Here is a 14,116-nt window from a genome sequence, read left to right on the forward strand (position 1 = left end):
AAAAGTAGTTGACAATCTACAGTTATAGATTTACTAGTTGCCTATGTTGAGGTGAATAAAATGAATAAGCAATATGTACTAAAAAGAATTCAACCATATTTAAATGATAATGGAAAGCTAGGAGAAGATGACTTTAATAACTTATTTTCAAAATTTGAAAAAACAATACAATATGAAATTATAAATGTACTTATAGAAGAAAAGATAGAGATAGACTATGAAAATACTAAATTAAAACGTAAAAAGGAAGTAACAAACTCAGTTGATTCTAGAGAGGTCAAGAAAAGTGTTTCAAGCCTTTCTAATGAACAATTATGTGTGCTATATCAACAAGGTTATAAATTAGCATTAGATTATTTAATTGAGAAAAATAGTAAGCTAATATGGAGTAAAGTTAGAAAATATAGTAATAGATATAAACATAAGCTGGATGATGATGATCTGTTTCAATTTGGGGTAATGGGTTTTATACAAGGAGTTAAAAGATTTGAAAATAATAAAAACTTTAAGCTTACAACTTATGCTACATGGTGGATAACTCAAGTAATATTAAGAGGTATTGCCGATTACGGGTTTACAGTAAGAATACCAGTACATTTATTTGAACAAGTTAATAGTTTAAATAGAGCTATTATATTAAATTCTCAATGTTCATCAAAAGAAGAAATATATAATTTGTTAAGAGATCAAGGAATGACTAGGGAAAAATTTGAGGAACTGATTAATATAAGAGAAAATATACTTTCAGTTTCATCTCTTAATGTTTTAATAGGCGAAAAAGAGGACTCAGAGTTAGAATATTTTATAGAAGATTATCATACGCCTACTGTAGAAGAACAGGTAGAGTATGTGCAATTAAAAGAAACTATAAGGAATGTCTTAAATACAATATCAGAGAGAGAAGAAAAAGTGATTAACCTAAGATTTGGTCTTGATGGAGGTACCCCTAAAACTTTAGAAGAAGTAGGTAAAGAGTTTAAAGTTACAAGGGAACGTATAAGGCAAATAGAAGCTAAAGCATTAAGAAAACTAAGACATCCATCTAGATCAAAACAATTAAGAGATTTTATTTAGGAGTGAATTATAATGATTAATGCTAAGGTATATATAAAAAATAAAATAGGAGATTATCTTGAAGAAAAAAGCAAAATTATAATTGTTTTAAAGGGAATTGATATTGAAATAATTGATGAAAATATTACTATAGATATGACTGAGATATTAAAGGATAAGTTTTCTTACTATTTGAAATTGTTACAATGTGGTAGAAATATTATTACATATGATGAATACTTAGCATTATATGATTTAATTTTAATGCAATACAATAAGATAATAATTATAAATAATAATATGTTTATTAATTACTATCCTTTAAACATAATACTGTCAGAAGAACAATTAAATGGATTAGTTAATCACTATGATGATGACAAAGAAGGAAGTAAATATGAAATAGGAGATATGTCAGAGCTAACTTCAATATATGGAAATATAAAGAGTATCAATAATAGTTACTATATTTCCTATAATAATATTATATCTTATGAGAAAGAAGTAAAGGTACAGTTATATGAAAAAGCTAACAGTACAATTGAAAAGGTTCACATTGAAAGATCTAATTTATGTTATGAAGTAATTGATGAAGAGGATTATATTAATTTAATAGATAAGATACTAAAAGAGAATCTAAGTGACATATATATATTAGAAAAGAATACAAGTTTAAGCAAGATTCTTATAAGTGAAAAAATTGATATATTAAAATTCATATGGCAGGATAGAATTAATATAAATATTGGAATAATATCAGATGTAGAGCAACAAAAAATTGTAAGACAAGAATTTAAGGATATATTAAAGGAATATTGGGGTTACGATAACTTTAGAACTATGAAAATATATAATATTAATGATTTAAATAATGATGAAAAGATAGTGGAAGAAGTATCCCAAAGCCATATTATTACTAGTATCGTAGAGGAAGCAGAAAAGTGCATTAATAATCGTGATTTTAGAGATATATTTGTTACAGCTCCCACAGGGGCAGGAAAATCTGTAATGTTCCAAATACCAGCTATTTACCTTGCTAGTGGAGAGAAAAAACTATTTACCATAGTAATATCACCATTAATAGGCTTAATGAAAGACCAGGTGATGAATTTAGAGAAACGTGGTTATAAATATGTAAGAACAATGAACTCGGATATATCCCCTATAGAAAAACAAGAAATTATTAATGATATAGCAGATGAAAAGTGCCATATACTATATTTATCTCCAGAATCGTTATTAAGTAAAAGTGATTTAGAACAAATTATAGGAGATAGAACATTAGGGCTACTTATAGTAGATGAAGCCCATATAGTTACAACCTGGGGTAAACAATTTAGACCGGACTATTGGTATTTAGGAGATCATCTAAATAAGATTAAAAAGTCCCAAATGGAGAAAAAACACATGTCTTTTGTAATTTGTACTTTTACAGCAACAGCAATTTATGGTGGACTTGAAAATATGTATGAGGAAACTATTCAGAGCTTAAAAATGATTGATCCTATAACCTATTTAGGATTCATAAAAAGGGATGATATAAATATTGAAATTAATCCTGTTAGAGTAACTAATGAATATGAACTTGATAAATTTAATCAATTAATTGAAAGAATAGACTATGCATTATTGATGGATAAAAAAATGCTTATATATTTTCCTACAGTAGCTCTAATTAGAAGGTTTTATGAACATTGTGTAATTAAGAATTTTAAAGAGTACATTTCTGTATACCATGGTCAGTTAGGAGCTTATGAAAAAGAAGAAAATTATCAGAAGTTTTTAAATAAAGAAGCTCCAATAATGATTGCAACTAAAGCATTTGGTATGGGTATAGATATAGATGATATAGAAATAGTAGCACACTTCTCACCAACAGGTAATGTATGTGATTACGTTCAAGAAATTGGACGAGCTGCAAGAAGACCTACTTTAAAAGGTGAAGCTGTGTATAATTATATGAAAAGCGACTTTAAACATATAAATAGATTACATGGTGTATCTGTAGTAAAAGATTATCAATTAATTGAAGTTATTCGTAAGGTTTATGAATTATATAAATTAAATATAAAAAATGAAAACTCTAAAAGGTTAACTAAGAAGCGTCATGAAATGTTAGTGGATGCAGAGAGCTTTGCACATATATTTGAAAATCCCTTCTTTAGCGAAGATGACGGAATAAATAAGGTTAAAACAGCTATGCTACTTATACAAAAAGACTTTGAAAGAAGATTTTCATTTTCACCATTTCATGTAAGACCAATTCCATTATTTGAGGTAGGATTCTTTAAAATTGAACCTATAACTCAAAAGAAAATAAACAGTGATTATGGTATTGTATTACAAGAAGTAGACGAATCTATGCATATATGTTCTGTAAACCTTAAAAAGATTTGGGAGCAGGGCTTTAATGAAAGGGACTCATTTCCTAAATTTAAATATATGCTTTATAGCAAAAATAAGGAGTTTCAATTTAAATATAAAGATGACATAAAGCCTTCACTTAGTATAAATATAGAGTTCCATGATAACTATATACAAAGATATAATGAATATATTAACGCTATTAAGACTATTATAAATAAATCAATAAGGGAAGAAAAATTTTATTCTGTAGATGGTGAAGATGGTTTAGTAAATCAATTAATGAAATTAATGAAAATGAATATATATAAGGCAAAGAGCATAGTTGAAACAATGATTTCAGCGATGACTGTATATCAAAGAGATTTTAGTAAAAGTACTCAAGGTAAAGTATTAATTAGAAAAGAATTGAGGAGCGGAGAAGATAACTATAAATTTGATAGAGGGTCAATAGTATTCTTTAGATGGATAGAAGGTGTGTTTAATAATGTTGTTAAAAATACTAATAAAGGAGTTCTTTATCTAATAGATGATGGTACTAATAAAGGATTTAAGGAAACTTTACTTATACTTGGTATCCTTGAAACTCTAGATATATTAGTTTTTAAAGCACTAGGAGGTAAAAATAGTCAAATATATGTATATGTTAACCAAACCAAAACCTTGAAAGAAATAATTGATAAACCTAGTAGGTATAAAAATAGATTACTAGAAATTGTAGGTGAAAGACATGAAATTTCAGTACAAATGTTAACTTATATATTTGAAGGTGGTTTCACAAATGAAAGGATTTGGGAGCTTATAGAAGATTATTTTTTAGGATTGATCCCAGAAAAGGTTATAAAAAACTATGAGAAAAAAACAGGAAAATTATTAAACTTAGATAATTAATTGAGAGATAATACAAGGGGATATTTTACTTAATATAACAAAGAGAAAGTATATAGAAAAAGCAGTAGAATTTAGAATTCTACTTTTTTTTTGTGTAGTTATATATTAATCAAAGGAAATATTTGTTGAATATGGTATAGATTTATTGAGAGAAGGAGGTAGAGGTGGTAAAATAGAGGTGTAACGTGAAATATATTGGTGTATGGGTTAATGAATCTTTGAAATATAAGAAATAAAAAAGCCTTAGGGAAGAGATGGAGCATGAGTAACAAGGATATTATAAATGAAACTAACTCATTAATAGAAGACGTAGAGGAAAATCAAATTGAAGCTAAGGATATTACATCATCAATTATTACAAGTCCTTATTGTGCTATTCCATTACCCTATGATGGTAGTGTAGACTTAAATAGTTTTGCACAAATATTGGAAGACAAATTAAGTAGTAGTTATAAAATATTTTGGTTCTTTGGAATCTATGAAGAGATAATTAAAGGAAATAAGTACATATCCTTTAGAAAACTTGTATGTAGAATGATAATAAGAGAAATAAGTTTATAGCCGGGCTAACTAAAGAAGATGAGAGGGCTATATATAAAATAGATGTTGATAACAAGATGATAGAAATTAATGACTCCTGGTATAAGTACATAAGAGCTAATCAAACTATCATATATGGATGGATTCCTTATAAATTAGTTTGTTATCTTCAAAAGAGAAATCCTAACGTACCAGCAATTCCATTTAAAATCACAGCACCAGGTAAAAGAGATCTAAGTAAGGCAACTAAGCTTTGGACAGAAATAAATAGAGATGAAGCTGTGAAGGATATTTATACAGTCTCTCTTCTATTCGCACTCGGTCAATAAGTTAGAGGATATTTAAGGAGAAGTGGCAATGAAAAGCATATTTGTTAATAACGTAAAAATCTTTTCTATATTAATCACTGTGTACATAGTATACAAAATCATACTACATGCAATCTATAATGAACTTAAGTTCAGAATTGTGTTTAAGTTGAAGAATAGTCGGATAAGTAAGTTGAATTATGTTAGTGAAATTTTACATATGGCGTTAGTTACCTCTTTGTTCATTATTCTAGTTACATTACAAGAAAGATTTCATTTCATTAATCTAGGAAAAGAAGATAACAATATAAATCTGGTAATCAGCTTACTCACATTGTATGGGATATTTTATACATTTATTCAATTTGCCATTGGGTATGCTTCGCAAACGGAAAGGGACAAGTGTTGGGGGAAAAGCAAAACAAAGACAATACTAACAGAAAACATAGGTTATAAATTTTTTGGATCAAATACTTTTAAATTGTTATTGTCAGTTGGTTCATTATATCCAATTATAAAGTTAAACAAAGAACTCTTATTACACTTGAGTAAAATTACACATATAAATTTAAGTGTGATGAAAAATTTCGTTGTATCTTTTTGGGAAGTAAGTATATTTTCTATTTTTATACTGTATATTATTCTTTTTACAAAAAGTTTGCATGCAATGAAATATTTTTTTCACATTCAAGAAAGTAAAGATTTTATACTAGACCATATGATAAAAAGTGACATTCTTGAAAGGTACCAAGATTTATTTTTATATTCATACAAAAAAAGAGATCATTACTTTTTTAGAGCACTTAAAAGTGATATAAATACTGTCAAATCAGAAGAAAAAGCTGAGATGTTACAAGAAATTATTAAGAATTCTATCAATGCATTTATTGATATTCAAATGGAACATAAAAACGTTATAGAAAGTGGAAATAAAATTAGTAAAAAAGTAATAGATGGATATCGCTTTAGATGTTATGATTTGATAGTATTTTTTAATGATTTATGGAAGTATATTCAAATAGATCAAATTGAATTAGATTTTAAAACTCTCCTATACTTTTATGAATTGCAAAATTCGGTTTTGTTAAATCAAATATTTATCTTTTGCTTAGGTGACGAGCAAAAAATTATAAATGAAATTAATTCTACTTTCATAAGAAATGGTCATTTAAGAATTAGTTATTTTGAAGAAACCTCTTTTTATGATGTTCCAGAAATTATATGGAATAATATAACAATGTATACAGAGTTAACCAAATTGAATCATTACATGATTAATAGAAGTACTACGGAAAAATTACTTGAAAGATATAATAATATTATTGAAGTGCAAAAATTTTCAAGGGATGAAAAGAGAGTTTTAAATAAATACAAAGTATATTTAAATAGACTATTGGAAAAATGTAAGGAATTTCAAGGTGAATTAAAGAGTGATAGGTCTCTGTATTTGTTTAATTCATACAATAACACACAAGAAAATAGAAAAGTTAGTATTTCCATGCAAGAACAAATATTTCATTATATGTGCGATTTAGAATACAGCGTAGAAAACAAGAAGTATATAGAAATTCTTACAACTAAATTGGAATACAAATATACGGTAGCTTTGATAATTTACATTATGTTTTATACTGGAAGTAATCCATATTCAAAAGATATTCTTTTTTTAAGAAAAATTATCCTTAATTATTATGATAGTGAAAATATTAAATCTAAAGAAAATATTGATTATATTTGTTCATTAATAAGCAATAGTAATATAGATGATGAAATTTTCACAGAATTAATAACATGGACCTTAAATCATCTTAATAGTAATATTTCAGAAAATATATTGAAAAGATGCAATTATGATCCTTATTTAAGTTATGCAAAATATTTGAAGTTGAAATTTATTTTTCATGACTATGGGTATTTCAATCCAGGATTCTCTGAATTAAGTTTAGATGACTTAAATGGAAATGAGTGTATTGATTGGAGGGTTGGCTTTTTAGAAGAAATCCTTCAAACACCAAACGTATTGAAAGAAGAATTTTTTTTCATACACCAATATAGTTTCTATGAAGAAGTTTTAGAATCTGCTTTACCAGAGAGTATATATGAGAAAAATGATTTTAGACTGTTCTTTATAAATCATTCATTCTCTGTTAGTGAAAATGACTTTATTAATCTTCTTAGAAAAGATATATATTTAGGTAAAGGAATATTTGAATTCCTTATTCTTAATTTGGATAAGGAAAACTATAATTATTTATTGGAAAACTTTGAAATATCAGTAGTGTTTAAAATGAAAGTCAAAGAAATCTTGAATGCAAGTAGTCTCTCAATAGTATCTTATTTGGATAATCTTGTTAATATGGCAAATGAATGTAGCACTACACCTTTTCCAAGCTTTAAGCAGGACCAGATAATTAAAAAATTACAAAAATTATTATATTGATAGCTCTAATACCTGAGTAGAAAAATATCATGTAAGATATATACCTTATAGACCAATAATATAAAGTTCAAAGGTTAAAATAATTCTATTTAAAAAGTGTCGAAATCTATTAAATTATGATATTACTTTATAGTTACATTTATTTAGGATAACTAGTGTGAGTAGTATACATGGACAACCACAAAAGAGAAAAAGATAGTAAAATTTTTGTGATAAAGGTTTGTTATCTTTTTTGTTAGTTTAGTGATTTAGTAGGAGCAGTTTTAGTTTATATCGTGAATAGAATTAAATGAAATATTAGAGGAAAAATAAAGATTTGTAGTACAATTAAGGTGTACTAACTTAGAATAAGGAGAAATTGTAATGATAGAACAACTTGATAAACTATGTAGGCTAATAGCCCAATATAAAAATTATGATAATAAAACTGCACAGTTATGTATTATATTTTGCAATTTGCTTTGCAAAAAACACACTTTTGAGTACGTTCACAGTCTGCATGTGCTTGTAAATGAATTTGTATCTAGCATTAAAACTAGTGATTATGATATAGGGTTAGAAATTATTGATTTATTAACTAACATTCAACTAAGGTTTATAAATGAGGTAAGAATCAATAAAAAACATAGATTAGAAATTAAAATTGAATATATGTTTAATAATGTTTGTAACGCTGAGCTTTTGATCATGTTAGGAATACCAGGAGAAGCTTTAAATTATCTAGAAAAATCTTTAATATGTTTTGGAAACCAGTCATTTTGTGACAAATATCCTATAAGTGAATGGAATCAGACTGTAGAGTATAAGATTATTGGCGCTAGAGAAATTATTTTAAAATTTGCTGCATTAGAATTTTATGTAATGAGACATTTAGGTTTTCAATTTAGTCAATGTAATTTTCTTTACAAAGAGGTAAAGGATTTAGCAATTCGGGGAATTAATGCTAGTAAAGAAGACATAATCTTTTATTGCTATTACGCATCATTATTATCTACTTGTACAGTAAATGATGAAAAACTCGCAAAGGATCTTTGTGATATTCTAAAAACCCAGTTCCATATTGAAATAAAAAAAGATGAACTCTTAGCTATAGAGATAGCAGAAACACTCATGAGTAACTTCGGTAAAAAAATGGGTGAAAATACAAATGAATGGGCAGAAAGAGGATTAAGCATTAAATCTATTGATAAATTTCCTCAGAAAAAAAACTACTTAGCAATAGTAGCTCAATTAGGTAAAAAAAATTTAGATAAGAATTTAATAAAAAGTTATTTATTGGATTATATTTTTAGTTTGAACATAGAAACAAAAAAGCATATTAGAGATTTACAAAAGCAAAGACTAAGCGAATTTATATTATTACCAATTAGTAAGGCAATACAAGAGAAGGATTATGCTTTTGCATTTGAATGTGCATATATTTGGATAACATCTTCTAGTGATGAAGTACAAGTTAACGAACATGAAGCGGTATTATTGGCTATTCCAAATTTAAAAGATTATGAGGTACACTATATTATCCACTTCGATAAAAATACCTACCATTTTAAATTTAATAGAAAAATTAGTATTAGTGAATTTATAAAGTATAAGAATGAGTTTGAGCAAAAATGGAATGTTGTTTTGGAAAGTAATAAAGATAATTTTCCAATATTAACTACAACTAGGGATATACCGGATTGTTTAAAAGAAGTAGATTATTATCAGGCCTTAGATCAATTTTTTCTACCAAGTGAAATTGCTGAAGAAATTAAAAAGCTTGATAATATAAATAGAGTAAGATTCTTCGAATTAACAAATTTAAATACTCCATTAGTCTCCCTTATACAACAGCATTCGGAAATAGATATGTCATATTTTATTGATGATGGATTAGAAAAAAGTATTAAAATAAATAAAGCTTTAATTTGGTGTGATCCAGATATGAATCTGTTTGATGCATACTTAGAATCTGAAGCTATAGGATGCTTATTTATTAATAAAAATATTGAGTTTGATTCCTTTTCAAATAAAGAATGTAAGAAAGAACTTTTTATTGAGAAGTATAAGGATACAACTTATGATCTTATTTGGATTATGTGCCATGCAAGTTTTGATTCTGATAATCCATTACGTTCACGTTTATATATAGAAAAAGATAGTTTTATTACTTTAACTGAACTATCAGATTTAATGCCAAACTTAAGCAAAAGAAGGTTGCTTGTTCTTAATGCCTGTGAAAGTGGTATAGCTCCAATAAGATTTAATTCAATGGGATTTTCAGGGTTAGCAGCTGGATTAACGACAAGAGTTCAATCAGTTATAGGACACTTTTGGTCAGTTGATAGTTTTGCATCTGCAGTACTAGGATCATTAATACTTACTCACTTTTTTGAAGGAAATTCAATTTCAGTATCGCTAATGATGGCACAAAAAAATATGCGCTTAGGGAAAAAACAAATCTATGAGAAGCTTAGTAGTTTAAGTAATGATCTTCAAATAGTAAAGTCTGTAAATAATAGAGATTATGATTGGAGTAAGTTCATATATTGGGCTTCCCCATGTCTTTATGAATAATTTATATTATTTATTTTACATTTATTAACTCCAATATTGCCATTTAGTATGATTATATATAATATTTGTACTCTAATGATTTTAGATCGAATAATATAGAGTTAAATTTCAAAGTTGCTTCTTAACAGTAGCAACCATACAATGAATACTTAGTGTTATCTATTTTATGGAATCACCTCCCGTGGTACGTAAACAAATTATGAACACAATTTGTTTTGCTATTTATATTTTTATTTTCAGTTAAATAGTAGATTCAGCTTTGTAAAGAATAACAATAAAAATATAAACGTGTTTTAAAATCTTCTTATTGAACGTAAATGTGTTGTATAATGAAAATATGATGATTAACAGAGGTTGTTGTAGGTAAAGTAAATATAACAAACTTTATAATGATTGGGGGAGAACGTATTGATATATGAGATTTTATCTAAATATCATACATTATCTGTAATTGATAAACATCATAGGTTTAAGTCTTGGGAGCACTGTAATAATTTTTTCATTAAGCATAAAGGGAATTTAGAAGATGAAAGTCTGTTTGACTATTCATGTTTAATGTTGGCTTTTTATTTAGCAAGCTGGGGAATGATGAGAGGGAGTACATTCTTATTACAAAAGGATTATAGAATACATGAGTATTTTATTAAAAATATAGCAATGAATGATAAATATAATAAATATTACTCATTGCTAAAGGAAACCACCATAAATATAGAAGACATTAATGGTATAGATGAACTTATCAAAGATACTAGAAAAGTGTATGTTGATAACATTAAAGATATTAATGGTGAAAAAACTATGGTTTCAGTAACTGATACGTTAACTTCTAAAATATTATTAGGAGTTTACGGAATAGTACCAGCTTACGATAGTTATTTTGTAAATGTAATAAAAATGTATGGATTTAAAAATACTTCTTTATGTGAGGAGTCTTTAAAAGAGTTAGTGAATTTTTATTATGATTTTCAAAGTGAATTTGAAGCATGTAGAGTTTTATTTGAAAAAGATGGAGTACAATATCCATCAATGAAATTGATAGATATGTACTTTTGGCAAATTGGATACATGTTAGACAACGCTAATAACTACAAAGAGGAAGAATTGCAAAGAATACGTAAGTTTGCTAATCGTTATAAAATAAAAAATAGGCAGGTTATACAGCCTAATAAAAAAGAAAAATGTATTAATCATATAAATAGAAAAGAAAAGTTTTTAGAGTTAAAGGAAGAAATTACTAATTATATTCTAAACTTATTGGAAAAAGCTGAAGAGAATGGAACGTTGGAGTTTGAAATTTCATCAGGAGAAATCCATAAGGCTATGAAGCTTAAAGATAGGATTCCATCGGTATGTAATGCTATGGTGAAAATTAATGAATATAAATATGAAATAATTAAAGATACAGCAAGTGGAAAAGGTTCAACTAAAGTTGTAAGATATTATTTGAACTAAAATATAAAAGACCTAGAGGGAGCAGCATAAATGAATGAGTTTAATACTAATGTAAATATAAGTGATAAAGTTAATTTTATATGGAAGATAGCAAATAAATTAAGAGGACCATACAAGCCAGAAAAATACAAGGATGTCATTATACCGATGTGCATTATAAGAAGGTTTGAATGCGTATTAGAAAAAACAAAAGATGAGGTACTTAAGAGTGCTAAAAGCACTGAGATAGAGAAAATTTTGAACTTGAAGTCAGGTTATAAGTTCCACAATAAAAGTGAATTAAATTTAAGTAAAATCCTTGGGGAGCCAGATTTAATAAAGTCAAACTTTAAGGCTTATTTACAAGGTTTCTCTTCAGAGGTAAGAGATATAATAGAAAAATTACATTTTGATGTAGAAATAGATTATATGGATGAAAAAGACCGTTTATACAATGTTATTAAAGAGTTTTCTCAAATAGATTTACATCCTGAAAGTGTTTCAAACTCTGAAATGGGATATATATTTGAAGAGCTTATAAGAAAGTTCTCAGAAAATGCAGAGGCTGGTGATCACTACACTCCAAGGGAAGTTATAAAGCTTATGGTAAATATTCTTCTTAAAGAAGATGCAGAGGATTTATCACAGGATGGAAAAATAGTAACGGTTTATGATGGCACAACGGGAACTGGTGGCATGTTAGCTGTTGCAAGTGAATACATAAAATCTTTAAATAGTGATACCAAGATAGAAGTCTTTGGACAAGAAATAAATGATGAGTCCTATGCCATATGTAAGGCGGATATGCTAATAAAAGGTCAAGAATCTAAAAATATAGTCCTAGGGAATACTCTTACAAAGGATGGATTAAAGGATACCAAGGTAAAATATGCCCTTATGAATCCCCCTTTTGGAGTAACTTGGAATGATGATTTTAAGACCATAAATGAAGAGCATTTAACCCTTGGATTTAACGGTAGATTTGGAGCAGGGCTTCCAGGTAAAAGTGATGGAGCATTACTATTTACCCAACATATGATATCAAAACTAGAGGAAGATGGAAGAGGGGCTATAATACATAATGGTTCACCTTTATTTAGTGGTAAAGCTGAAAGTGGTGAGAGCAATATTCGTAGGTGGCTCATTGAAGAAGACTTGCTAGAAGGAATAATAGCCTTGCCCACTCAAATGTTTTATAACACAGGAATTGCTACTTATATATTTATAATTGCTAAGGAAAAAGAGAAAAAGAGAAAAGGTAAAGTTCAGCTCCTTGATGCCTCAGGTTTTGGCAAGAGACTTAGAAAAGGCCTAGGAGATAAGAGAAATGAGATAACTCCTGAGGATATAGTAAAATTAACGGAAATATATGATGAATTTAAAAATAGTGATATATGTAAAATACTAGACAATGAGGACTTCTTATATAGACAAATAACTATAGAAAGACCTTTTTCTCGTAACTTCTTGATAAATCACCCTAGAATTGAAAACATGACTTCTCAAAGTGCCTTTAGCAAGCTTTATGATGAAGATAACTACAATGAGTTAGTTGAAAAAGTAAAGAAAACTGCAAAGGATAAAAAAGCCATAGAAGAATTTGAAAAGGGAAAAGAACTTCAAGAAATGATTATAAATATCCTAAAAGAAAACATAAGTGATGTGGTTTATAAAAATAGAGATGAGTTTATAAAACATATTAAGAATATATTTAAAGATGTGCCAGAAGTTAAAACAGGACTTTTAAAGTCTATATGGATGGGGCTTTCTGAAAAAGATGAAACAGCGGATAAATATTATGATAAAAAGGGTAACGTTGAAGTAGATCCAGACCTTAGAGACACGGAGATAGTACCTTTTAAAGAAGATATTTATGAGTACTTTGAAAGAGAAGTAAAACCCCATGTAAAAGATGCTCTAATAGATGAGAGCAAAACTAAAATAGGAGCGGAAATTCCCTTCACTAAATTATTTTATAAGTATGAAAATGAAGGCAGCTATGAAGAGTATATAAACAAGGCTAAAGCCCTTGAAGAGGAGATATCTAAAATGCTTCAGGAGGTCTTTGAGTAACATGAAAAGATACAAGAAATATAAAGACAGTGGAGTACAGTGGATTGGGGAGATACCGGAGGAGTGGGAGGTTAAGAAACTTAAGTATTGTATAGATAGTAATATAGGAGGATTTTGGGGAGAAGAACCTAAAGACAATGGAAATGATGTAGGATGTATAAGAGTATCTGAGTTCATAAAAGAAAAAGGTATATTAAAAAATATAGTACCTACAGTTAGAAACGTTCCAAAAGCTAAGTACAATCAAATAAGAGTAAAAAAAGGAAGTATATTAATAGAAAAATCAGGTGGTGGTGAAACTTGTTTAGTTGGTAATGCAATTGTAGTAAATAAAGATTTACAAGCAGTATACTCCAATTTTATAACAAAGATAGAGGTTAAATACAATTTTGATCCATTCTTTATAAATTATATGCTTAGATGTATGTATTTAAAGAGTAAGCGTCAAAAAGTAGAT

General features: G+C 27.5%; 8 protein-coding genes and 1 pseudogene. All 9 read left to right on the forward strand.

The window, feature by feature from the left end; all coding sequences use genetic code 11:
* Positions 1-60 precede the first annotated feature (60 nt).
* Positions 61-1,074, forward strand: a complete 1,014-nt coding sequence (locus B2P65_RS03055; protein ID WP_346879574.1) for a sigma-70 family RNA polymerase sigma factor — start codon at positions 61-63, stop codon at positions 1,072-1,074.
* Positions 1,075-1,086: 12 nt separating this feature from the next.
* Positions 1,087-4,308 carry a DEAD/DEAH box helicase gene (locus B2P65_RS03060; protein ID WP_346879575.1) on the forward strand — a complete coding sequence of 1,074 codons (3,222 nt, stop codon included), beginning with the start codon at positions 1,087-1,089 and terminating at the stop codon, positions 4,306-4,308.
* Positions 4,309-4,569: 261 nt separating this feature from the next.
* Positions 4,570-4,869 carry a hypothetical protein gene (locus tag B2P65_RS03065; protein ID WP_346879576.1) on the forward strand — a complete coding sequence of 100 codons (300 nt, stop codon included), beginning with the start codon at positions 4,570-4,572 and terminating at the stop codon, positions 4,867-4,869.
* Positions 4,870-4,925: 56 nt separating this feature from the next.
* The gene (locus B2P65_RS03070) at positions 4,926-5,177 is read left to right on the forward strand and encodes a hypothetical protein (RefSeq protein WP_346879577.1); all 252 of its coding nucleotides are present in this window, start codon (positions 4,926-4,928) and stop codon (positions 5,175-5,177) included.
* 28 nt (positions 5,178-5,205) lie between these two features.
* A complete protein-coding gene (locus B2P65_RS03075; RefSeq protein WP_346879578.1) occupies positions 5,206-7,596 on the forward strand; it encodes a hypothetical protein in 2,391 nt (796 codons plus the stop codon).
* Positions 7,597-7,959: 363 nt separating this feature from the next.
* Positions 7,960-10,152 (forward strand): CHAT domain-containing protein, encoded by a 2,193-nt coding sequence (locus B2P65_RS03080; protein WP_346879579.1) that lies wholly within the window; start codon positions 7,960-7,962, stop codon positions 10,150-10,152.
* Positions 10,153-10,560: 408 nt separating this feature from the next.
* Positions 10,561-11,607 carry a hypothetical protein gene (locus B2P65_RS03085; RefSeq protein ID WP_346879580.1) on the forward strand — a complete coding sequence of 349 codons (1,047 nt, stop codon included), beginning with the start codon at positions 10,561-10,563 and terminating at the stop codon, positions 11,605-11,607.
* Positions 11,608-11,637: 30 nt separating this feature from the next.
* Positions 11,638-13,659 (forward strand): class I SAM-dependent DNA methyltransferase, encoded by a 2,022-nt coding sequence (locus tag B2P65_RS03090; protein ID WP_346879581.1) that lies wholly within the window; start codon positions 11,638-11,640, stop codon positions 13,657-13,659.
* 1 nt (position 13,660) lies between these two features.
* Positions 13,661-14,116: pseudogene (locus tag B2P65_RS03095) on the forward strand (hypothetical protein); the annotation flags it as partial.

Origin of the sequence: Clostridium sp. UBA3061 (assembly GCF_002367465.1) — a bacterium.
Classification (GTDB): Bacteria; Bacillota; Clostridia; order Clostridiales; family Clostridiaceae; genus Clostridium_J; species Clostridium_J sulfidigenes.